The 23,755-nt window shown below is 63.7% G+C and carries 27 protein-coding genes; 13 read left to right on the forward strand and 14 right to left on the reverse strand.

The genetic code is table 11. From position 1 onward, the window contains the following. Positions 1–66 precede the first annotated feature (66 nt). The 3 genes from MIC97_RS09870 to MIC97_RS09880 are packed head-to-tail and all read right to left on the reverse strand — an operon-like array spanning position 67 to position 3,701. Positions 67–1,203, reverse strand: coding sequence for an ABC transporter substrate-binding protein (locus MIC97_RS09870; protein ID WP_239799871.1), 1,137 nt, complete (start codon positions 1,201–1,203; stop codon positions 67–69). A 39-nt stretch (positions 1,204–1,242) separates the two neighbouring features. Then, complete coding sequence (gene kynA / locus MIC97_RS09875) at positions 1,243–2,082, reverse strand: tryptophan 2,3-dioxygenase (RefSeq protein WP_239799872.1); 840 nt, start codon at positions 2,080–2,082, stop codon at positions 1,243–1,245. Beyond that, a complete protein-coding gene (locus MIC97_RS09880) occupies positions 2,079–3,701 on the reverse strand; it encodes an AMP-binding protein (protein ID WP_239799873.1) in 1,623 nt (540 codons plus the stop codon). The genes kynA and MIC97_RS09880 overlap by 4 nt, the downstream gene beginning before the upstream one ends. A gap of 262 nt (positions 3,702–3,963) precedes the next feature. Here MIC97_RS09880 and MIC97_RS09885 point away from each other — a divergent pair, with 262 nt between their 5' ends. The 6 genes from MIC97_RS09885 (at position 3,964) to MIC97_RS09910 (ending at position 7,230) form a co-directional block, all read left to right on the forward strand. Then, complete coding sequence (locus MIC97_RS09885) at positions 3,964–4,794, forward strand: alpha/beta hydrolase (protein ID WP_239799874.1); 831 nt, start codon at positions 3,964–3,966, stop codon at positions 4,792–4,794. A gap of 138 nt (positions 4,795–4,932) precedes the next feature. Continuing rightward, complete coding sequence (locus MIC97_RS09890; RefSeq protein WP_239799875.1) at positions 4,933–5,814, forward strand: MBL fold metallo-hydrolase; 882 nt, start codon at positions 4,933–4,935, stop codon at positions 5,812–5,814. A gap of 8 nt (positions 5,815–5,822) precedes the next feature. Next, positions 5,823–6,140: a metalloregulator ArsR/SmtB family transcription factor gene (locus tag MIC97_RS09895; RefSeq protein WP_239799876.1), complete on the forward strand. Its 318-nt coding sequence runs from the start codon at positions 5,823–5,825 to the stop codon at positions 6,138–6,140. 30 nt (positions 6,141–6,170) lie between these two features. After that, positions 6,171–6,395, forward strand: a complete 225-nt coding sequence (locus MIC97_RS09900) for a DUF2892 domain-containing protein (RefSeq protein ID WP_239799877.1) — start codon at positions 6,171–6,173, stop codon at positions 6,393–6,395. Then, positions 6,392–6,820, forward strand: a complete 429-nt coding sequence (locus tag MIC97_RS09905; protein WP_239799878.1) for a YeeE/YedE family protein — start codon at positions 6,392–6,394, stop codon at positions 6,818–6,820. Before MIC97_RS09900 ends, MIC97_RS09905 begins: the two co-directional genes overlap by 4 nt. Continuing rightward, a complete protein-coding gene (locus MIC97_RS09910) occupies positions 6,820–7,230 on the forward strand; it encodes a DUF6691 family protein (protein ID WP_239799879.1) in 411 nt (136 codons plus the stop codon). The genes MIC97_RS09905 and MIC97_RS09910 overlap by 1 nt, the downstream gene beginning before the upstream one ends. Before the next feature lie 60 nt (positions 7,231–7,290). Here MIC97_RS09910 and MIC97_RS09915 read toward each other — a convergent pair whose 3' ends face one another. Then, positions 7,291–7,983, reverse strand: coding sequence for a DUF1013 domain-containing protein (locus tag MIC97_RS09915; protein WP_239799880.1), 693 nt, complete (start codon positions 7,981–7,983; stop codon positions 7,291–7,293). 234 nt (positions 7,984–8,217) lie between these two features. On the opposite strand from MIC97_RS09915, the gene MIC97_RS09920 reads away from it, so the two are divergent. Further along, the gene (locus MIC97_RS09920) at positions 8,218–10,419 is read left to right on the forward strand and encodes an esterase-like activity of phytase family protein (RefSeq protein ID WP_239799881.1); all 2,202 of its coding nucleotides are present in this window, start codon (positions 8,218–8,220) and stop codon (positions 10,417–10,419) included. A gap of 19 nt (positions 10,420–10,438) precedes the next feature. On the opposite strand, the gene MIC97_RS09925 is transcribed toward MIC97_RS09920, so the two are convergent. From MIC97_RS09925 to MIC97_RS09945, 5 genes are all read right to left on the reverse strand, one after another. Beyond that, on the reverse strand, positions 10,439–10,870 hold the full coding sequence (locus MIC97_RS09925) for a DUF1284 domain-containing protein (RefSeq protein ID WP_239799882.1): 432 nt from the start codon (positions 10,868–10,870) through the stop codon (positions 10,439–10,441). Next, positions 10,867–11,460, reverse strand: coding sequence for a biotin transporter BioY (locus MIC97_RS09930; RefSeq protein WP_239799883.1), 594 nt, complete (start codon positions 11,458–11,460; stop codon positions 10,867–10,869). The genes MIC97_RS09925 and MIC97_RS09930 overlap by 4 nt, the downstream gene beginning before the upstream one ends. 268 nt (positions 11,461–11,728) lie before the next feature. After that, positions 11,729–12,397 (reverse strand): GntR family transcriptional regulator, encoded by a 669-nt coding sequence (locus MIC97_RS09935; RefSeq protein WP_183825200.1) that lies wholly within the window; start codon positions 12,395–12,397, stop codon positions 11,729–11,731. Positions 12,398–12,600: 203 nt separating this feature from the next. Beyond that, a complete protein-coding gene (locus tag MIC97_RS09940) occupies positions 12,601–12,741 on the reverse strand; it encodes a DUF1127 domain-containing protein (protein WP_183825203.1) in 141 nt (46 codons plus the stop codon). 136 nt (positions 12,742–12,877) lie between these two features. Further along, a complete protein-coding gene (locus tag MIC97_RS09945; RefSeq protein ID WP_239799884.1) occupies positions 12,878–13,888 on the reverse strand; it encodes an NAD(P)H-quinone oxidoreductase in 1,011 nt (336 codons plus the stop codon). Between the two features lie 135 nt (positions 13,889–14,023). On the opposite strand from MIC97_RS09945, the gene MIC97_RS09950 reads away from it, so the two are divergent. The 3 genes from MIC97_RS09950 to MIC97_RS09960 all read left to right on the forward strand — a co-directional run bounded on the left by MIC97_RS09950 (position 14,024) and on the right by MIC97_RS09960 (position 15,885). Then, the gene (locus MIC97_RS09950; protein WP_239799885.1) at positions 14,024–14,218 is read left to right on the forward strand and encodes a DUF1192 domain-containing protein; all 195 of its coding nucleotides are present in this window, start codon (positions 14,024–14,026) and stop codon (positions 14,216–14,218) included. Between the two features lie 123 nt (positions 14,219–14,341). After that, positions 14,342–15,589, forward strand: a complete 1,248-nt coding sequence (locus tag MIC97_RS09955; protein ID WP_183825212.1) for an MFS transporter — start codon at positions 14,342–14,344, stop codon at positions 15,587–15,589. A 32-nt stretch (positions 15,590–15,621) separates the two neighbouring features. Then, complete coding sequence (locus MIC97_RS09960) at positions 15,622–15,885, forward strand: metalloregulator ArsR/SmtB family transcription factor (RefSeq protein WP_183825215.1); 264 nt, start codon at positions 15,622–15,624, stop codon at positions 15,883–15,885. A gap of 119 nt (positions 15,886–16,004) precedes the next feature. Here MIC97_RS09960 and rpmF read toward each other — a convergent pair whose 3' ends face one another. Further along, positions 16,005–16,187, reverse strand: coding sequence for a 50S ribosomal protein L32 (gene rpmF, locus MIC97_RS09965; RefSeq protein WP_183825218.1), 183 nt, complete (start codon positions 16,185–16,187; stop codon positions 16,005–16,007). 133 nt (positions 16,188–16,320) lie between these two features. Then, positions 16,321–17,094 carry a monofunctional biosynthetic peptidoglycan transglycosylase gene (gene mtgA, locus MIC97_RS09970; protein WP_239799886.1) on the reverse strand — a complete coding sequence of 258 codons (774 nt, stop codon included), beginning with the start codon at positions 17,092–17,094 and terminating at the stop codon, positions 16,321–16,323. Positions 17,095–17,177: 83 nt separating this feature from the next. On the opposite strand from mtgA, the gene MIC97_RS09975 reads away from it, so the two are divergent. Together MIC97_RS09975 and MIC97_RS09980 are read left to right on the forward strand one after the other, a co-directional pair. Beyond that, positions 17,178–18,116, forward strand: a complete 939-nt coding sequence (locus MIC97_RS09975; RefSeq protein ID WP_239801090.1) for a polyprenyl synthetase family protein — start codon at positions 17,178–17,180, stop codon at positions 18,114–18,116. A 189-nt stretch (positions 18,117–18,305) separates the two neighbouring features. Then, positions 18,306–20,621 (forward strand): response regulator, encoded by a 2,316-nt coding sequence (locus MIC97_RS09980; protein WP_239801091.1) that lies wholly within the window; start codon positions 18,306–18,308, stop codon positions 20,619–20,621. 10 nt (positions 20,622–20,631) lie between these two features. On the opposite strand, the gene MIC97_RS09985 is transcribed toward MIC97_RS09980, so the two are convergent. From MIC97_RS09985 to MIC97_RS09995, 3 genes are all read right to left on the reverse strand, one after another. Continuing rightward, positions 20,632–21,483, reverse strand: coding sequence for a lytic transglycosylase domain-containing protein (locus tag MIC97_RS09985; RefSeq protein ID WP_239799887.1), 852 nt, complete (start codon positions 21,481–21,483; stop codon positions 20,632–20,634). Positions 21,484–21,487: 4 nt separating this feature from the next. Further along, on the reverse strand, positions 21,488–22,744 hold the full coding sequence (gene ispG / locus MIC97_RS09990; RefSeq protein ID WP_183825228.1) for a flavodoxin-dependent (E)-4-hydroxy-3-methylbut-2-enyl-diphosphate synthase: 1,257 nt from the start codon (positions 22,742–22,744) through the stop codon (positions 21,488–21,490). Positions 22,745–23,099: 355 nt separating this feature from the next. After that, positions 23,100–23,279, reverse strand: a complete 180-nt coding sequence (locus MIC97_RS09995) for a DUF465 domain-containing protein (protein WP_183825231.1) — start codon at positions 23,277–23,279, stop codon at positions 23,100–23,102. A gap of 249 nt (positions 23,280–23,528) precedes the next feature. On the opposite strand from MIC97_RS09995, the gene MIC97_RS10000 reads away from it, so the two are divergent. Then, entirely contained in the window at positions 23,529–23,732 is a 204-nt protein-coding gene (locus MIC97_RS10000) for a YdcH family protein (protein ID WP_183825234.1), read from the forward strand. Positions 23,733–23,755 lie beyond the last annotated feature (23 nt).

Below are 23,755 nucleotides of genomic sequence, written 5' to 3' on the forward strand. Positions count from 1 at the left end.
CAGCGGGATAAACCCGTTCAGGCAAGAGAAACAAGAAGGTGCTTCACCCCGCGAGGGAGGCGAAGACTACATCTTGCACTGCTCGACATAGGCGTCGCCATGCTTCTCGAAGGCGGTAGCGATGATCTTGTTGGTCAGCACGTCACCTTCCTTCACCACCTCGCGCACATAGATGTTCTGGATCGGGTGCTGGTTGGTGTTGAAGGTGAACTCGCCGCGCACCGACTTGAAGTCCGCTGCCTTCAGCGCCGCGCGGAAGGCGTCCTTGTCCTTGACGTCGGCCTTGGCGAGCGCCGACAGGATGAGGTTCGCCGTATCCCAGCTCTGCGCCGCATAGATGGACGGCAGCCGGCCATATTCGGCCTGGAAGGCTTCGACGAATTCCTTGTTGGCCTCGTTGTCGAGGTCCTTCGACCAGCTCGCCGAGTTCTTCACGCCGAGTGCAGCATCCCCCACGGCCGGCAGAACGTCCTGAGAGAAGGAGAAGCCCGGACCGAGCACCGGCAGGCCGACGCCCGACTGCGCATATTGCTTCATGAAGGCGATGCCCATGCCGCCGGGCAGGAAGAAGAACACCGAATCCGCGCCCGCAGCGCGGATCTGCGCGATCTCGGCCGCATAGTCGGTCTGGCCGACCTGCGTGTAGAGCTCGCCGGCCAGTTCGCCCTTGTAGTAGCGCTTGAAGCCGGTCAGCGAATCCTTGCCGGCCGGATAGTTGGGCGCGAGGATGAAGGTCTTCTTGTAGTCCTGATTGGCGTACTGGCCCATCGCCTCGTGGAAATTGTCGTTCTGATAGGCGACGTTGAAATAATTCTTGTTACAGTTGGCGCCGGCGAGCGCCGAGGGGCCGGCGTTGGGCGAGAGATAGATCACGTCCTGCGCCACCGTGTTCGGCACCACCGCCATGGCGAGGTTCGACCAGATGATGCCGGTCATCAGATCGACCTTGTCGCTCTGGATCATCTTTTCCGCGATCTGCACGGCCAGTTCCGGCTTCTGCGCATCGTCCTCGATGACCAGCTCGACATCCGTGTTGCCGGACTTCTTGAACGCCAGAACGAGGGCATCGCGCGTGTCGACGCCAAGTCCGGCGCCGCCGCCCGAAAGCGTGGTGATGACGCCGATCTTGACCGGATCAGCCAGTGCTGCGCCGGCCGCCGTCATTGAAAGTGCGAGCAGGCTCGCCGTCAGAATTCTCTTCATATCATTCTCCTCCCAGAGTTCCCCGTCCGCAGACGTTTTCTACAGCCGTGTCCGAACTTTCCAGAGTTCCGGAAACAGTTCAACCTCCAGCATCCGTTTCAGGTAGGAAACGCCGCCGGTGCCGCCCGTGCCGCGCTTCAGACCGATCACCCGCTCCACCGTGGTGACGTGGTTGAAGCGCCAGCGGCGGAAATAATCCTCGAAATCGACCAGCTTTTCGGCCAGTTCGTAAAGCTCCCAGTAGCGGTTCGGCTCGTGATAGACCGCCCGCCACGCCTCCAGAACGGCTTCGCTTTCGGTGCGCGTTTCGCGCCAGTCCGTGCGCCGGCCATCCGTGCCGATGTCGAAGCCGCTGCGCCCGAGCAGCAGGATCGCCTCGTCATAGAGCGAGGGCTGGCTAAGAATTTCCTCAAGCTTCGCCACCACATCGGGGCGATGGTTGTGCGGCCCCAGCATGGCGAGGTTGCGGTTGCCAGCGAGGAACTCGATCGCCCGATACTGCCACGACTGGAAGCCGGAGGACTGGCCGAGCGAATCGCGGAACTCGGTGTATTCGCTGGGCGTCATGGTACGCAGCACGTCCCAGGCGCTGTTGAGCTGCTCGAAGATACGCGCCACGCGCGTCAGCATCTTGAAGCAGGGCCGCACCTCGCCGCGCCGCACGCAGGCGATGGCCGAACGCAGCTCGTGCAGCGCCAGCTTCATCCACAATTCGGAGGTCTGATGCTGGATGATGAACAGCATCTCGTCATGCGCGGCAGAAAGCGGCTCCTGCGCGTCGAGCACCTTGTCCAGCCGCAGATAGTCGCCATAGGACATACGCCCCCGAAAGGACATCTGCGCGCCCTCGGCAGACGGATCGTAGGGCTTGTCGCTCATTGGCGCTCCACTCTGAGCCTGAAGCGCTGAATCTTCCCCGTCTGCGTCTTGGGCAGGGCATCGAGAAAGCGGATCGAGCGCGGATATTTGTAGGGAGCGATAGTCGCCTTGACGTGATCCTGCAAGCGCCTGACCATCTCCGCATCGCCCGCCATGCCGCGCGCCAGCACCACATAGGCTTCCACGATCTGTCCCCGGTCCGTGTCGGGCGCGCCGATCACCGCGCATTCGGCCACATCGTCATGGGCCAACAGTGCGGCTTCCACTTCCGGCCCGGCAATGTTGTAACCGGCCGAGACGATCATGTCGTCGGACCGGGCGGCGAAATGAAAGAAGCCGTCCTCGTCCTGCACGAAAGTGTCGCCGGTGAGGTTCCAGCCATTGCGGACATAGGCGCGCTGGCGCTCGTCCGCCATGTAGCGGCAGCCGGTCGGGCCGCGCACGGCGAGCCGGCCCACCGTGCCGCGCGGCACTTCGTTCATGTCGTCGTCGACGATCCTCGCCTCATAGCCGCCGACGGGCCTGCCGGTTGATGCGGCGCGCATGTCGCCGAAGCGGTTGGTGATGAAGATGTGCAGCATCTCGGTCGCGCCGATGCCGTCGAGAATGGGCTTGCCGGTCTTTTGCACCCATTCCTCGAAGACGGGCCCTGGCAGCGTCTCGCCGGCCGACACCGCGACGCGCAGCGACGACAGGTCGGCGCCCTCGTCCATCGCCTTCATCATCGCCCGGTAGGCGGTGGGCGCGGTGAAGGAAATGGTCGCCTTGTAGCTTTCGATGATCTCGATCATGTTTGGCGGCGAGGCGTTTTCAAGCAGGGTGGCCGTCGCCCCAAAGCGCAGCGGAAACACCGCCAGCCCGCCAAGCCCGAAGGTGAAGGCCAATGGCGGCGAGCCGACGAACACATCGTCCGGCGTCACGCCCAGAACCTCCTTCGCATAGCCGTCGGCGATGATCAGCAGGTCGCGGTGGAAATGCATGGTCGCCTTCGGCACGCCCGTGGTGCCCGAGGTGAAGCCGAGCAGAGCGACGTCGTCGCGGCCGGTCTTCACCGCCTCGAACCGCACGGATTTGCCGAGCGCGATGCGGTCCAGCTCCGCGTCATGGTTGGCCGTGCCGTCAAAGCCGATCACCTTCTTCAGGAAACGGCTGTCCTTGGCGCAGGCCACTATCTCGTCCATCAGCCGCGTGTCGCACAGCGCCAGCGAGATTTCCGCCTTGTCGACGATCTGCGCCAGTTCGCCCGACCTCAGCATCGGCATGGTGTTGACCACCACCGCGCCCGCCTTGGTTGCAGCCAGCCAGCAGGCCACCATGGCCGGATTGTTGGCGGAGCGGATCAGCACCCGGTTGCCGGGCTGCACGCCGTAGTCCTCCACCAGCGCATGGGCGAGGCGGTTGGTCCAGTCCGACAGTTCCTTGTAGGTGCGCCGCCGCCCGTTGCCGATCAGCGCCGTATGATCGCCAAAACCCTGCTCGACCAGCCGGTCGGTGAGTTCGTGGCCCGCATTGATGAATTCGGGATAGTCGAACCCGTCGAGCAGGAAATCCGGCCACTCTTCCTGCGGGGGAAGATTGTCACGGGTGAAGGTGTCGATATGTGCCGTAGGCCCAAGCATGCGCGTGATGTCCTCCCTGCGACGACTGCCGGGGCCCGCTCAGCATGGAGCGCCGGATCGTTGCCGGCCGGTTCCTCCTCCGGCCTGGCATCCGCGCTTCCCGGAAGGGGCACGCCGGCATCGTCGACAGAAGAAAAAATGACACCGGCCGAAAATTATTTCAAGCCTAAAGTTTCTTCGCTACGATGATTGCGACGGGAATTGACTTCGCCGCCCGGTGCAGGGCTTTCTGCACCGATACCGAAAGACCGGAGAACCGACCATGCTGAGCCGCCATATCGAGGACTGGAGCGACGCCTACACCAATGGCGCGCATATACCCGGCGGCGACCGCTGGCCCGCGGCATGGGTGGAGCCGGCACAGAGTTTCCGCGAACAGCTGGCGGCGCAGGGAAGCGCAAAAATCGACCTCGCTTATGGCAATGCCGGCCGCAACCGGCTCGACCTGTTCCTGCCTGAAGCCAGCCCGCGCGGACTGGTCGTGTTCGTGCATGGCGGCTACTGGATGGGGCTCGACAAGAGTTACTGGTCGCATCTGGCGGCCGGGCCGCTCGCCCATGGCTATGCGGTCGCCATGCCCTCCTACACGCTGTGCCCGGATATCCGCATTGCCGGCATCACCCGCGAGATTGCATCCGCCATCGCCTTCGCCGCCGGCGAGATCGACGGCCCGCTGATGCTCACCGGCCATTCCGCCGGCGGCCACCTCGTGTCGCACATGGCAAGCATCAGTGCGCCGCTGCCGGAAGCCGTACAGGCCCGCATCCGCCATGTCGTGTCGATCTCCGGCGTACACGACCTGCGACCGCTGATGCGCACCGGCATGAACGCAACCCTGCACATCGACGAGGCCGAGGCGCTGGCCGAGAGCCCGGCCCTGCTGCAGCCGCGCGAAGGCATCCGCCTCACCTGCTGGGTCGGCGGCGCGGAGCGGGCGGAATTCCTGCGCCAGAACGCGCTGCTGGCGAACATCTGGACCGGGCTTGGTGCGCGCACCGCCGCTGTGACGGAACCCGACCGGCATCACTTCAACGTCATCGACGGCCTCGCCGACCCCGATCATCCCCTGACCAGAACCCTGCTCGGCAACTGAAACGCCGCCATATTTTGACGACCGCCGCCTCTGGCCTTTATTTCTTCAAAATAACGATTGCGTTTTTTTGCAATCGTATTTATGCAAATATTAAGATGTGACCGGATGAACCATCCGGCAAGCCAGAGGAAACATCGCATGAGCCAGAAACCGGATGTCACCGCATTCTTCGATCCGCGCACATGGTCGGTGCAATATGTCGTCGCCGACCCGGCCACCGGCAAATGCGCCATCATCGACCCGGTCTATGACTACGATGAAAAGTCCGGGCAGACCGCCTCCACCAATGCCGACCGAATCCTGGATTTCGTGCAGGAAAAGGGCCTCACGGTCGAATGGATCCTCGACACCCACCCCCATGCCGACCATTTCTCGGCCGCGCACTATCTGAAGCAGAAGACCGGCGCCCCGACGGCCATCGGCGAAAAGGTGGTCGACGTCCAGAAGCTCTGGAAGGGTTTCTACAACTGGCCCGATTTTCCGGCCGACGGCTCGCAGTGGGACCGGCTGCTTGCCGACGGCGACACCTTCATGGTCGGCTCGATCCCCGCACGCGTGATGTTCTCGCCCGGCCATACGCTCGCCTCCATCACCTATGTCATCGGTGATGCGGCCTTCGTGCATGACACGCTGTTCATGCCCGACAGCGGCACCGCCCGCGCCGATTTTCCCGGCGGCAGCGCTGCGGCCCTGTGGGCGTCGATCCAGGCGATCCTTGCCCTGCCCGACGACACCCGCATCTTCACCGGCCACGACTACCAGCCGGGCGGTCGCGAACCGCTGTGGGAATCGACCGTGGCCGAGCAGAAGGCGAAAAACAGCCACATGTCGAAATATCTGACCGAGGCCGACTATGTGGCCGCCCGCGAGGCGCGCGACGCCACCCTGCCCATGCCGAAGCTGATCCTGCACGCCCTGCAGGTGAACACCAATGGGGGGCGTCTTCCCGAGCCGGAGGCCAACGGCACCCGCTACCTGAAGATTCCGCTCGACCTGCTCAAGGGCGCACCATGGGGGTGACACCGGACATGACCACATCGGAAAAGCTGTCCTGCGAGGCCGCCAATCTTCGCGCCCATGTCGACGAGGCGTCCACCTTCCTGAAGAAGGTGTCCAACCCGGACCGGCTGATGGTGTGCTGCGCGCTTGTCGATGGCGAGCATTCGGTTCGCGAGCTCGAGGACCTGCTCGGCATCCGTCAGCCGGGCCTGTCGCAGCAGCTCGCCGAATTGCGCGAGGCCGGTCTCGTTGCCAGCCGCAAGGAAGGCAAGCAGGTTTTCTACCGGCTTGCCGACCCTCGCATCGCGACCTTCATCCACACCATGCATGCCCTGTTCTGCAAATAGGGCAGTGGCCGTTTCACAGGAGAACACTCCATGACCGCCAATATCGGAGCCCCGGAGCGCATCGTCAGGATCGTCGCCGGTCTGCTGCTCGTTGCCCTGCCCTTCGTGTCCGGCTGGGCATTCTTTGAAAGCGCACTGTGGACGTGGCTGTCGGTCATCGTCGGCCTTGTCCTTATCGTCACCGGCCTCCTGCGCTTCTGCCCCGCTTATTGCATGCTGGGCTGCTCCACCAACGGAAAGGCCTGCAGGCGATGACCGAATTCACGCCCCTGACATCCCTTGCCGGAGGTGCGCTGATCGGCCTGGCCGCTGTGCTGCTCATGGCCCTGCATGGCCGGATCGCCGGAATATCGGGCATCATCGGCGGCATCCTGCCACCTGTGGCCGCCGACTGGGGCTGGCGCGCTGCCTTCCTTGCCGGCGCGATCGCCGCACCTGCACTCATCATCGCGCTGACCGGACATGACATTGCCTTTGCCAGCGCCACGCCGACACCCTGGCTGATCGTCAGCGGCCTGATCGTCGGTGTCGGCGTTACCTTCGGCTCCGGCTGCACCTCCGGTCACGGCGTGTGCGGCATGGCGCGCCTGTCCGCGCGCTCCATCGCCGCCACGCTGACCTTCATGGCGACGACCGGCATCACCGTCTCTGTGGTGCGTCACATTGTGGGAGGGCTGTGATGTCGCGCATGATCACCGCCCTGCTGATCGGCCTCGTCTTCGGAACCGGCATCGCGCTTTCCGGCATGATCAATCCGGCCAAGGTGCTGAATTTCTTCGATGTTGCCGGAACATGGGATCCCTCGCTCGCCTTCGTCATGGGCGGCGCGCTCATCGTCACGGCAATCGGCTACCGGCTGGTTCTGAAAAACCCGGCGCCGCTTTGCGACACCAGCTTCCACCTGCCGGCCCGCAAAGAGATCGACCTGCCGCTGCTGGCAGGCGCCGGCCTGTTCGGCGTCGGCTGGGGCATCGCCGGTTTCTGCCCCGGCGGCTCGATCCCGGCGCTCGGACTGGGCGAACCCGCCGCACTGATCTTCGTCGCCTCGATGGTTTGCGGCATTGCCGTCACCCGGCTGATCCGCCGCTGAAACCGCAACAAAAAAGCGCGGGTCAGGCCCGCGCTTTTTGAATAAATATCGAGGCGAGGCTTATTCCTCGTCGTCCTCTTCCGGCTCCGCACCCTTCAGCGCCGAGAGCTTGGCGAACACGGCATCCGCGTCCAGCTCCGCATCCTCGTCGCGTGGTGCATCGGCCCGCGGGTCGAGGCGCTCGGTGAGCGAAGCCGGCAGCAGCGTATCACCGGTGGGCTGAACCTCGCGGTTGCGGGAAGCGCGCTGCACCTCGATGTCGAGGTCGATCTGCGAGGTCAGCCCCAGCGTCACCGGATCCATCGGCACCAGATTGGCCGCATTCCAGTGGCTGCGGTTGCGGATCTGCTCGATGGTCGACTTGGTGGTTCCGACCAGACGCGAAATCTGCGCATCCTTCAGCTCGGGATGGTTGCGCACCAGCCAAAGGATCGCGTTGGGACGATCCTGACGCTTGGACAGCGGCGTATAGCGCGGACCCTTGCGCTTGGTCTCGGGCACCCGCACCTTCGGCTCGGAAAGCTTCAGGCGATGGTTCTGGTCCTGCTCGCCGCGCGCGATCTCCTCGCGGCTGAGCTGGCCGGTGATCACCGGGTCCATGCCCTTGATGCCCTGCGCCGATTCGCCATCGGCGATCGCCTTCACTTCGAGCGGATGCAAGCCGCAGAACTGGGCGATCTGGTCGAAGGAAAGCGCGGTGTTGTCGACCAGCCAGACGGCGGTCGCCTTCGGCATGAGAAGCGTATTTGCCATCGAATAAAATCCTCTCGTTCGCCCGCGTCCCGTTACGCGGGCGGTGGTTTTACAAGCCACCGAAAAAGGGAAAATCCGCTTTCCTATAACCGCGTTCGAGCCCGAGAGCAAGAAAATCCGGGCCGAAAGAAGCACGCTCCGGAACGTCATGCTTGTGTCGCGAAACCGTCATCGGGCTGAAATACCGATGGCACAAAGGGAATGCGCATTCTTCTCATGAGGGAAAGAGATCTCATGCGCACCCGTTCGTCACTTGTCGCGGCCATGGTCGCACTTGCCGCATCCGTTTCCCTGCCGGCTCACGCCGATCAGGTCTTCAACCGCATCGCCACGTTCCCGGTTGCCTCCAACTTGCCCGAAGGCACCGATCCGGCAACCGCGACATCCTCCGAGATTATCACCGCCACTGAAGACGGCAACACGCTCGTCTATTCCGACAGCCCGCTGGGCGCCGTCGGCTTCATCGACATTACCGACCCGAAAGCCCCGAAGGCCGGCGGCATCGTCAGGATCGACGGCGAGCCCACCTCCGTCGCCGTCATCGGCAACAGGGTTCTGGCCGGCGTCAACACCTCGAAGAGCTACACCGAGCCTTCCGGAAACCTGACGGTCATCGACATCGCCTCGAAGACGATCGAAGCATCCTGCGATCTCGGCGGCCAGCCGGATTCGGTGGCGGTGAGCAAGGATGGCCGCTTCCTCGCCGTCGCCATCGAGAACGAGCGCGACGAGGACCTCAATGACGGCGAACTTCCGCAGCTTCCCGCCGGCAATCTCAAGATCGTCTCGCTGAAGGATGGCGCACCGGATTGCGCCACCATCCGCACCGTCGACCTGAACGGCCTTGCCGAAATCGCGCCGGAAGATGCCGAACCTGAATTCGTCGACTTCAACGAGGCCGGCGAGATCGCCGTGACCCTGCAGGAGAACAACCACATCGCCATCGTGAAAGCCGAAACCGGCGAGATCGTCTCGCATTTTTCGGCCGGATCGGTTTCGCTGGAAAACGTCGACACCAAAAAGGACGGCAAGCTCTCCTTCACCGGCAAGATCGAGAACGCCCCACGCGAGCCGGACGCCGTGCAGTGGCTCGACAACGACCGCCTCGTCATCGCCAATGAGGGCGACTACAAAGGCGGCTCGCGCGGCTTCACCATCTTCTCGAAGACGGGCGAAGTGCTCTACGAATCCGCAGCCAGCTTCGAGTACATCGCAGCGCAGCTCGGCCATTATCCCGAGCACCGCAACAAGAAGGGCATCGAGCCCGAAGGCATGGAAGCCGGCGCCTATGGCGATCAGAAGCTGATCTTCGTCGGCGCCGAGCGCGCCTCGCTGGTCGGCGTCTATGAGGACACCAGCGCGGAGCCGAAATTCCTCCAGGCGCTGCCCTCCGGCATCGGTCCGGAAGGCCTGCTGGCCATTCCCGCCCGCAACCTCTTCGTCACCGCCAACGAAACCGATCTGGTCGAGGATGGCGGCGCCCGCTCGCATGTGATGATCTTCGAGCGCGCCGAAGGCCAGCCGGTCTACCCGATGATCCAGTCCGAAAACGACGCCAACGGCCTGCCGATCGGCTGGGGTGCGCTGTCGGGCCTGGCCGCCGATCCTGAGACGCCCGGCAAGCTCTATGCCGTCTCCGATTCGGTCTATGGCGCGCAACCGGCGATCTTCACCATCGATGCCACCCAGTCCCCGGCCCGCATCACAAGCAAGACCGTGATCACGCGCGGCGGCAACCCGGCCCAGAAGCTCGACCTCGAAGGCATTGCTTCGGACGGCGAAGGCGGGTTCTGGCTGGCCAATGAAGGCGACGTCGCCAAACTCGTCCCGCATGCCATCTTCCGCGTCGACGCCAAAGGCGAGATCAAACAGGAAATCGCCTTGCCGGCCGAGCTGGTCGCGCACCAGACCCGCTACGGTCTCGAAGGCATCACCACTATTGGCGAAGGCGATGAGCTGACGCTGATCGCCGCCGTGCAGCGCGAATGGGGTGACGATCCGAAGGGTGAAGTGAAACTGCTCGCCTACAAGCCGAAGGCAAAGGAATGGTCGGCCGTGCGCTATCCGCTGGAGAAGGCCGAAAGCGGCTGGATCGGCCTGTCGGAAATCACCGCCCATGACGGCAAGCTCTACATCGTCGAGCGCGACAATCTGATCGGCGATGCAGCCAGGGTGAAGCGCATCTACAGCGTGGCCCTCGACGGCTTTAAGCCGGCGGAACTGGGCGGCGACCTGCCGCTGGTGGAAAAGACGCTGGTGCGCGATCTGGTGCCTGACCTCAGGGCGGCCACCAACGGCTATGTGCTCGACAAGGTGGAAGGCTTCACCGTCGACAAGAACGGCGAAGCCTTCGTCGTCACCGACAATGATGGCGTCGCCGATTCGTCCGGCGAGACCCTGTTCCTGCGGCTCGGCAACGTCGCCGCACTGAACTGATTTCCAGAAAGGCGGGCCGTCAGCAGGGCGGCCCGCCAACCTTCACGCCGGCATAGGCATCACCAACGATGGCTGTGCACAATCCGGCCCATTCGCACCCCGCACAGGCAGTGCGCGTCAGCCCGGCGGCAAAACCCGACCGCAGCTTTTCCAGCAAGATCGTGTCCGGTGCGATCCGTTCGCCGGCACCGATACGCCGGCCAAGCAGATCTCCGACATCGCGGGCCGCCTGCGCATCCCGTTCCAGAACGCTTGTGTTGAAACAATGCGCTTCCGGCTCTGACAGCAGAGGGGCGCAGACATCGTCCGGCCCCTCCACGATCACGATGTCTTCGCCACGGCTCAGCCGCCCGGCGATCACGTCATAATTGGCTGTGAAGGCAGGGGTGTACCCCTTGCCGACATAGGTGAGCATGCACAGAAGGTGATGCGCCCTCAGCCTGATGGTCACGAAGCCTGCTGCTCCGTCTTTGCGCGGGGGAACAAACGCAGCGTGGCGGCAGCGAGGGCCGACTTCAGCACGCCGCCGACGATGAAGGGCGTGACGCCAAGCGCCACCGCCTTTTCAAACCCAACGAGGCCGGCCAGCCACAGCGCGCCGATGACAAGGCACAGACCGTTGCCGATCAGCATGGCCGCGAAGGCCATGAACACGCGATCCCCGTTCCAGCCGCGCTCGACCAGCCAGCCGACAAGGGCGGCAACGATCGGGAACGAGACCAGATAGCCGGCAGTCGGACCGACGAAAGGCGCCAGGCCGCCCGAGCCTCCGGCCAGCACCGGCATGCCGATGGCCGCTTCGCCAAGCCATGCCAGAATGGTGAGCGCGCCAAGCCGCCAGCCGTAAAGCGCACCGACCAGCGTGACCGCGAAGGTCTGCATGGTGATCGGCACCGGAATCATCGGCACCTCGATCCGCGACGACAGCGCGAGCAGCAGCGTACCGATGGCAATAGCGGCCACCTGCCACAGCAGGGGTCGCTCCTGCAGGCGAAGCGGGCTGAGGGAGGGCGTTACGGCGGGGATTTCTGATTGCGACACAGGCATTCTCCAAATTATAGATAATTTTCGATTCTGATCTATTATCGAATCCATATTTTCAGGCAGGAGGCAAGTGCTTTTGATCCGGCCAGACAAAAACCGGCTCTCCGGCGCTGGAAAAACCCACGCAGAATCCGAAATTTCATTTTGATTTCAACGGCTGGTTCAGGGGCGTCGCCCGCCATGCGCACACAACGCATCCAAGCGCGGGCTCAAAACGGCACCCGCGACACGGACCACCGATTCGTCTTTTCCCTCGGCGGCAACGTCAGCCGACGATTGTGAAAGCCTCGCGGGTGGCACCGGACTGCATGCGCACCGGGCGCTGGCCGATCCACTGGACATGCCGGGCAAGAATGGAGGCCGCCGTATCCACCTGCCCCTGCCGCAGGGCGCTGAGGATTGCCCGGTGATCGTGGTCGGTGCGGGTTTCCCACTCCGAACGCCATGCAGCAAACAGGAAGCGGGCGCTGGCGGCATGAAGATCGTCTATGGCAGCCAGCAGGCGGGGCATGCCGCAGGGCGTCAGGATCAGGCGGTGGAAGGTGCGGTTGGCCTCTTCCCATGAGCGCACATCGCGCGAGCGGTCGCCGGCGTGCGTCGCCTCCTCGGCCTTGTCGAGGATCGCGGCCGTCAGATGCGGTGCCGCATGCTTCAGCGCAAGAACCTCAAGGGCAGCGCGCATCTCCGCCACCTCTTTCACCTCATCGAGGTCGAAAGCCGCGACCCGCACACCCCGGCGCGCCTCGCTCACGGCAAGGCCCTGCGCCTCCAGCCGCCGGAACGCCTCGCGCACCGGCACATGGCTGGCACCGAACTCCTCCGCAACATGGTCCTGACGCAAACGCGCACCCGGCTCGATCGCACCCGAAATGATGCGCTCGGCCAGAGCCTTTGCGATTCGCACCGCGATTGTGTCGTCCTTGCCCGATTCCATGGAGGACAGATAAGGGGGAGATACTGCCGATGTCGAGAAGGCCACAGGCCGACAGGCTCGAAATGATCTTATTATGTGCAGTGCAACATAGTGCACATCTGGCAGGCACAAAAACAAAACCCGCCGGACAAGGTCCAGCGGGCTCGGAGCCGGAGGCACTTTCTCAAGTGCCAGACATCAGCTCTGCTTGGGCGCTCTCAGACTTAGAGAGCTGCGCGGGCAACCGAAGGAATGTCGGCGCGGTTGATGCCGAGATCCTTGAGCTCGCGGGTGTTCAGGCGGTTCAGCGCACGAACGGTTTCGTTGTAACGGCGCCAGTTCTTGTAAGATTGGATCAGGTTCATGTTTGCCTCCTAAGGGTGTATGAATTCGATGCCCTCCAGATAGGCTGTCCTGCCCAATTATTGAACAGACGCTTTTGCATAGCGGCAATGCGTTTGTGCATTGCAGCATAAACGAAAGGTTAAGCGAACCTTTCACTCATGCGACGTCGAGAACGATCTTGCCGATCGCCTCGCCGCTTTCCAGCCGCTCATGCGCGCGCCAGGCCTCCCGAAGCGGGAAGATCATGTCCATTACCGGCGCGACACGGCGACTGGCAAGAAGCGGCCAGACCTCCGCCTCCAGCGCCTGCGCGATCCTGCCCTTGAACTCGTCGCTGCGCGGCCTGAGCGTGGAGCCGGTATGCACCAGCCGCTTGGCCATCAGCCGGGCGAAATTGGCCGTCGCAGTCATGCCGCCCTGCACGGCGATCTGCACGATGCGGCCCTCCTCGGCTGCCGCCATGTAGTTGCGGTCGACATATTCGCCTCCCACCATGTCCAGAATGACGTTGACGCCCTTGCCGTCCGTGACCTCCCTGACGACCTTGACGAAATCCTCTTCGCGATAGTTTACCGCGCGCACCGCGCCAAGCTTCACACAGCTCTCGCATTTTTCTGCCGAACCGGCGGTGACGATCACCTGCGATCCCCGTGCGGTGGCAAGCTGGATAGCCGTCGTGCCGATGCCGGAGGTGCCGCCATGCACCAGCAGTGTCTCGCCGGATTGAAGGCCGCCACGCTCGAAAACGTTGTGCCAGACCGTGAAATAGGTCTCCGGCACGGCAGCAGCCTCGGTGAAGGTAAAGCCTGAGGGCACCGGCAAGGCATGGCTGGCGTGGACTTTCACATATTCGGCATATCCGCCGCCCGGCGTCAGCGCGCACACCTGATCACCAACCCGCCAGCGCGCAGCACCTTCTCCAAGTGCCGCCACCTCGCCGGCCACCTCCAGCCCCGGTAGGTCGGAAGCGCCCGGAGGCGGCGGATAGGAACCGCTGCGCTGAGCGATGTCAGGCCGGTTCACGCCGGCGGCACGCACGCGGATCAGGATTTCACCCGGCCCCGGCTGCGGCAAAGCACGCCGCTCCGGCTTGAGCACGGCCGGCCCGCCCGGTTCCGAAATGGCGACTGCCGTCATGGTTTCCGGCAAATTTTCGGTCCTTGTCATGCGACGTCTTCCTTTCCCGTCTCTGACAGCCCTGTTTGCACAGGACACCTGCCCTATCTATGCTTCTATCTATTCGGATTGACGGCGCAGGCAAACTGTCGATGCCGTACACAAAAGGATTTCCGGGGAACGACCATGGCGATCTTCGACGACGAACCGGCGAAAAAAAACGCCCCTCATGAAATCGGCCAGGATCTGAGCCGGCTCTCGATTGACGATCTGCGGGCGCGCATCGACATGCTGCGCGGCGAGATCACACGCGTCGAGACAGAGCTGCACAGCAGAGGATCGACCCGCTCGGCAGCCGAGGCGCTCTTTCGCCGCAGCTGACAGGCGGCGAAAAGCAGCACATCGCGACGCGGGATGGTCGCCAACCGGGGAGACGGCCACCGAAAAGCCTGAAACAATCTGCCGAGATACCCAGCAGACCTGATTCGACGCCGGACCCGCCAGATGCTTGCAGCCTACAGACCGATCCTGTCCCTCCTGCGCGGCACGGCCTTTCTCCTGGCCGCATCCGGTCTGCATGGTCTTCTTCTGCCCCTGCGCGGTCAGATGGAAGGTTTTTCGACCACCTCGCTCGGCCTGATCGGCACGGCATGGGCGGCCGGCTTCGTGCTTGGCTGCTATTTTGCCCCGCGCATCGTGCGCCGCGCCGGCCATGTGCGCGCCTTCGGCACCTTCGCCGCCTGCGGCGCCATCATCGCCCTGCTCACCGGCCTCGTCATCAACGAGGCAGCTTGGATCACGCTGCGTGCCTTCACCGGCTTCGTCATGGCCGGCGCGTTCATGGTCATCGAGAGCTGGCTGAACGAAAAATCCACCAACGAGAACCGTGGCACCGTCTTCGGCCTCTATATGATGGTCACCTATGCCTCGATCATGGGCGGGCAGATGATCGTCGCCGCGGGCGATGTCGGCTCGGCCTCGCTGTTCATGATCACCGGCATCTTCTTCTGCCTGTCGCTCATTCCCACGGCAGTCTCCACCGCCTCGCACCCGCAGCCTTTGCAGGACGTGTCGCTCGACCTGAAGGGGCTTTACGCCAACTCGCCGGTGTCGGCGCTGGCCTGCCTTCTGGTCGGCGTGGCCAATGGCGCATGGGGAACGCTCGGCGCCGTCTACGGCGCACGCATCGGCGTTTCCACCGCCGAGATCGCGCTGATGATGAGCCTCGTGGTCATTGCCGGCGCCTTCATGCAGCTTCCGGCCGGCCGCCTCTCCGACCGCACCGACCGCCGTTATGTTCTGGCTGCCGCCTCGCTTGGCGGCACGATCGTGGCCGTGCTGATCTTTCTGGTCCAGCCACGCTCCGGCATTTTCGTGCTGATCATGACCGCCGCCTATGGCGCCTTCGCCTACACGCTCTATTCGATTGCGGTCGCCCACGCCAACGACCACGCAAAGGCCGAGGAGTTCGTCAAGGTATCCGGCGGGCTGCTGATTCTCTACGGCTTCGGCACCATGATCGGCCCCATGCTGGCGGCGGGCATGATGGAATGGTGGCGACCGGAGGGCCTGTTCCTCACCACCGCGCTCGCCCACCTACTGATCGCGGGCTACACCATGCTGCGGATCAGGCGCCGGGCTCCGGTCCCGATCGAGGATCGTGAGGCTTTCAACACCCTTCCGGTGGAGCGGTCGATTACGCCGCAGTCCCTGACCCTCGATCCCCGCACAAAAAATGAAACCGACGGTTGAGAATTAAGCAAGTTTGACGCACTACTAGCATCATGATGCTTGCAGATGCATTCATGGCAATTGCCGATCCGAACCGGCGCTATATTCTGGAGGAACTCCGGCGTGGCCCGAAAACCGTTACTGAACTTGCATCGGGGCTTCCCGTCTCGCGGCCGGCCGTTTCCCAGCATCTGAAGGTGCTTCTGGACGCCGGGCTGGTCAGCGCGCAGGCGGAAGGAACCCGTCGCGTCTACAGTGTCAGCAACAATGGCTTCGTCAGCCTGAACCTGTGGCTTGACCAGTTCTGGGCCGTTTGAGGCCCGGATCCGTTTCTCCGCGCGGCAGTGGCGGGTTGCGCACGCGGTGGTGACAGGTTGCAGAAACGAAAAGACCGCCCGGAGGCGGTCTCTTCAAAGCTCTTGCCGATCCTGAAGGATCAGCCTTCCTTCGGCGTCAGAACCTGACGACCGCGATACATGCCGGTCTTCAGGTCGACGTGATGCGGACGACGCATCTCGCCGGAGTTCTTGTCCTCGACATAGGTCGGCGCCTTGATCGCGTCGGCCGAACGGCGCATGCCGCGCTTGGACGGGGAGGTTTTTCGCTTCGGTACGGCCATGGATATGCTCCGCTCATGTTCGACAGCCCGCTTCGCCCTTGATGAAGGGCCGCCTGCAGGGCCAAATTCCAGATGAAAGTGGCGTGCCTATACACGTCCTGCAGCCTTTTGGCCAGCGGGGGAGCCAAGTTTTTTAGCTGCGCGCCGATTTGAGGCAGCCGACATAGCTGCCGGAGCGGGCCGCGCGCCGCTCTATCAGGTTGGCGAGCCGGCGCAGGCCGGGACCAGGCTTTGCCGGATTGCGGGCCTCGGGATTGGGCAGCGTCACGGCCAGAAGGGCCGCCTGCCGGCGCGTCAGCTTGGAGGCGGACACGCCGAAATGGTGCTGCGCAGCCGCCTCGATGCCATAGATGCCCGGCCCCCATTCGGCGATATTGAGATAAATTTCCATGATGCGTCGTTTCGACATCACCAGATCGACATAGACCGCAAGCGGCAGTTCGACGCCCTTGCGCAGAGTGGTGAGCGGCCTGTGCCACAGATAGAGGTTCTTCACCGTCTGCATGGTGATCGTCGATGCGCCCCGCGCGCCGCCGCCGGACATCGCATCGGTGACAACCGCACGCAATTCGCCCAGATCCACCCCATGATGCGAGCAGAACTGCCCGTCTTCGGACATGATCACGGAATGGGCGAGCACAGGCGCGATGTCGTCCAGCGGCACCCAGCGGCGATCGTAGCCGGAAAACGTGGCGAGGTCCTTCAGCATCAGCGTGGAAACCGGATGCACGAAGGACGGCAGGTAAAGCAGGGTCAGCACCACCGGAACCAGTGCGATGATCACCGCAAGCCGCACGAACGAGCGAATCCATCCCCGACGACCGCCTCTCGCCCGGGATCGAGAAGCCCTGCTCCGTTGCCGATGGACCAGCCCCTCGGTCTCCTGCTCTATGATCGGTTCCGACACCCGGCCGCTCCCGCCTTCTCCCTTCCCGCATAAAGGTGGTTGGCTTCTTGCGCAATGTCTGCGCGTCGGCTACCGCTCCCGGCATGGAAAACGATGCCCGAATTCGCTTCGAAACCCTGCTCGATGAACGCGCTCAGGCCGTCGGGACGCTGCTGCGCAGCATTCTCGATCAGACCCCGCTGCCCGGCGAGATCGTGCGCCCGGAACGCCTGATCGATGCCATGCGCCACGGCGCGCTCAACGGCGGCAAGCGCCTGCGGCCCTTCCTTGTCATCGAAAGTGCCGCCCTGTTCGGCGCGAAGGCGCGTCAGCCTGAAGCCCTGCGCGTGGCGGCCGCGCTCGAATGCGTGCATTGCTATTCGCTGGTTCATGACGATCTGCCGGCGATGGATGACGACGACATGCGCCGGGGGCAGCCGACGGTCCACAAGGCCTTCGACGAGGCAACCGCCATTCTGGCCGGTGACGCGCTACTGACGCTGGCCTTCGATATCCTCTCCGACGATGCCCATGACCGTGGCCCGGCAGCCGTGCCGCCGGCGGCGCGCCTTGCATTGGTGCGCGGCCTTGCCCGCGCCTCGGGCCCCGGCGGCATGGTCGGCGGCCAGATGCTCGATCTTTCCGCCGGGCAGGAAAAACCCGACGAAACCGGTATCATCCGCCTGCAGGCGATGAAGACCGGCGCACTGTTCCGCTATGCCTGCGAGGCAGGCGCCATCGTGGCCGGCGCTGGCGAAGGCGACCGCGAGCGGCTGGCCGAATTCGGCTCGGCCATCGGGCTTGCCTTCCAGCTTGCCGACGATCTGCTCGACCTGACCGCCGACGCCAGCCAGCTTGGCAAGGCGACAGGCAAGGATGCCGCCGCCGGCAAGGCGACGCTTGCCGCGCTGCATGGGCCGGACTGGGCCCGCAGTCAGCTTCACGGCCTTGTCGAACAGGCATCCAGCCTGCTCGAACCCTTTGGCGACAACGCCGCGATCCTCAGGCAGGCAGCCCGTTTCGTGGCCTATCGCGACAGGTGATCCCGCCGGCCCGCCGGCAACGGAATGTTAATGGTATATGGAGCGTAATCCCGGCCACACGCATGTCGCCCGAAAGTGTGAACCGCTTTCGGGGCAACGACATGCGCAGAACAAGACCTGAAGCGTAAGGCGCGAATTCGAAAGATCGCGACACGCTCTGGAATTGCGTAGATGGGCTGGGGACTGCGCATGCCGGAATATTCGTCGTTCATCCGGTCGGTCCGGATCAGATATCTTTCCGGCCTCACCGTGCTGGCGCTGTCGGTGATCGGCCTCATCGCGACCCTCAACCACATCAACACCTACCGCAACCGCGTCGACATGCTGAGCGCGCTCATCGCCAGCTTCGGCACCAGCCTCGACAACGCGGCGAACTTCGCTGAGAACGCCGCATCCGCATGGCACGTCACGGCGAAGGAAGAATTCACCGGGTCGGCCGGCCTGCATGCCCGCAAGCTGATGCAGGGCATCGAGGAAATCACCGACGATCTGGCGGAACTTACGCCCCGGATGACGCAAAAAACGACCGACGCGCTTGCGGCGGCCTCGGTCAATCGCGATCTCATGTGGTCGGCGCGCGACATGGCCCGCAACCTCGCGCTGATGACGCAGGCAAAAAGCCTCGACGACTGGAACCATCGCGACATCCTCAACCAGAACACCCTGTTTGCGCAGCCCCTGCTGATGCGGGCGCGCGTCGCGCTGGACGGCGAGCGCCGGCTGGCCGATGCCCGCTCATCAAACCTGCTCATGTGGGGAACGATCGTCTTCGCGCTGACGCTGGCGGGCGTCACCTTCTGGATCTTCCGGCCGATGGAAAAGGCCATCCGGCGCGCCTTCGCCCGCACGGCGGAATCGCTCAAGCGCGCCGAGGAAGCCGATCGCGCCAAATCCGAGTTCCTGGCCAATATGAGCCATGAGATCCGTACGCCGATGAATGGCGTTCTCGGCATGGCGGAACTGCTGGCCAATACCGACCTGACCCCGCGCCAGAAGACCTTTACCGACGTGATCGTGAAATCCGGCCATGCGTTGCTGACCATCATCAACGACATTCTGGACTTCTCCAAGATCAATGCCGGCCAGCTGACGCTGAGCCCCGCGCCCTTCCGGCTGAGCGAAGCCGTGGAGGACGTGGCCACGCTGGTTTCGGCGCGCGTCGCCGAGAAGAACCTCGAACTGATCGTGCGTGTCGATCCCCGCCTGCCGCATTTCATGGTGGGTGATGCCGGCCGCCTGCGCCAGATCATCACCAACCTGCTCGGCAATGCCGTGAAATTCACCGAAAAGGGCCATGTCCTGGTCGATGTCAGCGGCGAGGTTGTGGACGGCATCGCAATGCTGAAGGTCAGCGTCGAGGACACCGGCATCGGCATTCCCGCGGAAAAGCTGGAAAGCGTATTCGAGAAATTCGCGCAGGTGGACGCCTCCTCGACCCGCCGCCACGAGGGCACCGGCCTCGGCCTCGCCATCGGCGCGCGGCTGGTGGAGCTGATGGGCGGCGAGATGGGCGTGAGCAGCGAGCCGGGCCGCGGTTCCATCTTCTGGTTCAGGGTGCCGATGCCGGTCCACGACACCCATGTCGAGGACGAGAACGTCCCCGGAGACGTGACCGGCGCGCGGGTGCTGATCATCGACGACAATCCAGTCAACCGCGACATCTTGCTGGAACAGCTGCGGAGCTGGGGCTTCGATTGCGCGGCCGCCGAAAGCGGCGCCGTCGGCCTCGCCTTCCTCGAACGGGCGAGCCAGCTCGGCGCCTGCGTCGACTGCATCATCCTCGACTACCAGATGCCGGGCATGAACGGCGCGGACGTGGCGCGCGCGCTTGCCGCCGACAGCCGCTTCTCCTCCATACCCGTGGTGCTCCTGACATCGGTCGATCAGGTGGATTTCGGCCGTCTGGTCATCGATTACGGCATCGCCGCGCACCTCACCAAGCCGGCCCGCTCGGTCGTGCTCCTGGGAACCATCATATCGACCATCCAGAAGGCGCGCATGCAGCCGGGTGCGACACAGTTCGTGCGCGAACCGCCACGGCCTTTACAGGCCGTGCGGAAGATCGAGAAGCCGGTCCTCGTTTCGGTTTCAGGCAATGATATGGCTGACGGATCGATCGACATCCTGATTGCTGAGGACAATGAGGTGAACCAGCTGGTGTTCAGCCAGATCCTCAATGGGCTCGGCCTCAGCTATCGCATCGCCGGCAACGGCCGCACTGCGATCGACATGCACCGGGCGCTGAATCCGAGGCTGATCCTCATGGATGTCTCGATGCCCGACATGAACGGATATGAGGCAACCCGCGCCATCCGGGCCTCGGAAGCTGTCAGCGGCCACCGCATCCCGATCATCGGCGTGACGGCACACGCCCTCAAGGGCGACCGCGAAAAATGCCTCGATTCCGGCATGGACGATTACCTTCCCAAGCCCGTATCGCCCGACCGGCTGGCCGCCAAGATCGGCAACTGGCTGGGCGAGACGCTGACTGCCAGAACGGGCTGATCTTCAGTCCTCAGCGGTTGCGCAGCACCACGCAGGAGCCGCCGGAGCCGCGCAGCTTCTGGCAGATCGTGTCGGCTTGCGAACGGCTTTCCGCACCGATGCGCACCGCATAGATGCCACGCCGTCCGCGCGGCGAGCGCACCCGGCTCAACACCGGATCATGCCCTTCGAGCACGCTGGAATGGCGCGCCTGCAAGCGCTGCCACTGCCGGATCACCGCCGCCCGGTTGAAGCCGCCGGCCACCTGCACGCCCCATGGCTGGACCGTCACCGTCGCCATGGCGATGGTCGACGGCGCGGAAACCGGCAGGCGCCGGCAGGCCGGGCCGAAGCCGAGCGCGGTATGCAGCGGCTGCACCTTGCCGGCATAGGCCCTGTCCGAAAACACATCGGCCGGCTCGCCCATGATGTCGAGCACGTAGTTTTCCGTCTCCAGCGGCAGGAAACCGCCGGAGGAAAGCCATCGCGCCACCCGGTTCTCGCCGGCATTGTAGGCAGCGGCAGCCAGTCCCAGATTGCCGAAACTCCGCTTCAGTTCGCCCAGATAGGCGGCCGAGGCCGGGATTGCCTGCTCGATGTCGAAGGAATCGGCCAGCCCTCGCATCTTCGCGGTGCCCGGCATGAACTGGGCAATGCCTTCCGCGCCCACCGGGCTCACCGCATTGGGATCGAAGCGGCTTTCCTTCCAGATCAGCCGCGCGAAGAAATCACGCGGCAGCCCGGCGCGTTCCGAATGAAACTCGATGAGGTCACATACCCGGTCTATCAGCCGCTCCCGCGCCGGCCTCGGCGGATCTGCACAGGCGGCATTGGCGGCACAGGCGCCGATCAGGACAGCGATCAGCGGCGCGGCCAGACGCATGGCGTCACTCGGCGGCTCTGGCCGTGATCCCCATGCCGAAACGGTTTTCGATATATTCGGAAACCATCTTCTCGAAATCGGCGGCGATGTTGGGTCCGCGCAGCGTCGCCGCCTTCTGGCCGTCGATGAACACGGGTGCGGAGGGCGTCTCGCCGGTGCCGGGCAGAGATATGCCGATATCGGCATGCTTGGATTCGCCCGGTCCGTTGACGATGCAGCCCATGACGGCCACCTTGAGCTGTTCCACGCCCGGATATTTCGTGCGCCACACGGGCATGTTGCGGCGAATGTCCGCCTGGATGTTCTGCGCCAGTTCCTGAAACACGGTCGAGGTCGTGCGCCCGCAGCCCGGACAGGCGGCGACGATCGGCACGAACTGGCGAAAGCCCATGGTCTGGAGCAGTTCCTGCGACACCTGCACCTCGCGCGTGCGGTCGCCGCCGGGCTCGGGCGTCAGCGAGATGCGAATGGTGTCGCCGATGCCCTGCTGGAGCAGGATGCCCATCGATGCCGAGGAGGCGACAATGCCTTTCGACCCCATGCCGGCTTCGGTGAGGCCAAGATGCAGCGCATGGTCGCAGCGCCGTGCCAGCTCGGCATAGACGGCGATCAGGTCCTGCACGCCGCTAACCTTGGCCGAAAGGATGATGCGGTTGCGGCCAAGGCCGATCTCTTCCGCCATATGCGCCGACAGGATGGCCGACTGCACGATCGCCTCGCGCGTCACCTGCTGCGCGGTCATCGGAAAGCCGTTGGCCTGGTTCTCGTCCATCAGCCGCGTCAGCAGTTCCTGATCGAGCGAGCCCCAGTTGACACCGATGCGCACCGGCTTGTCGTAGCGGATCGCCATTTCCACGATATCGGCGAACTGCTTGTCCTTCTTGTCCTTGAAGCCGACATTGCCGGGATTGATGCGGTACTTCGCCAGCGCTTCGGCGCAGGCGGGATGGTCGGCCAGAAGCTTGTGGCCGATGTAGTGGAAATCGCCGACCAGCGGCACGTTGATGCCGAGCCGCGCCAACCGGTCGCGGATTTTCGGCACGGCCGCGGCGCTCTCGTCGCGGTCCACCGTGATGCGCACCAGTTCGGAACCGGCCCGATGCAGGGCGGCCACCTGCGCGACCGTGCCGTCGATGTCGGCCGTGTCGGTATTGGTCATCGACTGCACCACGACAGGCGCATCGCCGCCGACCATGACGCCGCCGACATCGACGCCGACCGAGGCGCGACGCGGGAACGGAGAGGAAAAATACCCGGTCATACCGGCTGCCTCTGACATTATTCCATGGACTTGTCCGCATCCCGCGGGACGCGTCGCAAACCCTGTTGCAACACATTCTGCACACCGGTCCGGGATACCGTGACCGGCAGAACAGGCACCGGCACGCGCAGATCAGGCACGCGAAACTCTGTCATGAGGTGGAGGACGCAACCGATCTTGTCAATGCCGCCAATGCACGCGGCTGCCATGTGATGGAAAATCACATCAGGCGCGGGCGCCCGCAGACATCCTCATGATGCGGCTGACCGTTGATCCGGCAAAACGACTGCCCAGCCAGCAGCCTGACGCCGCTGACCGGGTCTGCCTTGTTTCCGGCTGTCAGGCCGGCGGAAATTCAGTGAGAGGTTGGTTGGGACTTGAGTTTCTCAATCTCGTCCTTGAGGGCCAGCTTGCGTCGCTTCAGGTTGGCGATTTCGAGAGCATCGATGGATGGATGCAGCATCGCCGCATTGATCTGCCGCTCGATATCGCTGTGCTTCCTGCTGAGTTCGTCAAGATGGGATGCAAGAGACATGATTGGTTCTCCCTTTCATGGTTTCCTCGATTGCGGCCGCCACCGATGTTGCCAGTCCACATTTGTGACGGCTGCATGACACTGTGCCATCAACGGCGGCGGTTGTCGAACGCATAAGGGTTGCATTCCACCCTTGGCCAAAATGTGGTAGTGATTTGCCAGCGAGCGGTTTTTTTCGAGCCTCTCCCCCTCCTAATCGGATACCCGTTGCGGCACGCGGCGGGCGTCGAATTTTATATATGGTAGGTAATGTCCGAGCAGGAACAGGCCGAGATTCGACTCGAATTTGCGCGTTTGAAGCAGGACCATGCCGATTTCGACGCCGCGATAAACGCCATGATCGCCACGGGCTGTGATCCGTTGCAGATTCAGCGCATGAAGAAGAAGAAGCTGGCGCTGAAAGACAGGCTGCGCACGCTCGAAGATCGCATCATTCCCGACATCATCGCCTGAGGCAGACGGCATAGCCGACGCGC

Origin of the sequence: Aquamicrobium sp. NLF2-7, assembly GCF_022359935.1 — a bacterium.
GTDB lineage: Bacteria > Pseudomonadota > Alphaproteobacteria > Rhizobiales > Rhizobiaceae > Mesorhizobium > Mesorhizobium lusatiense.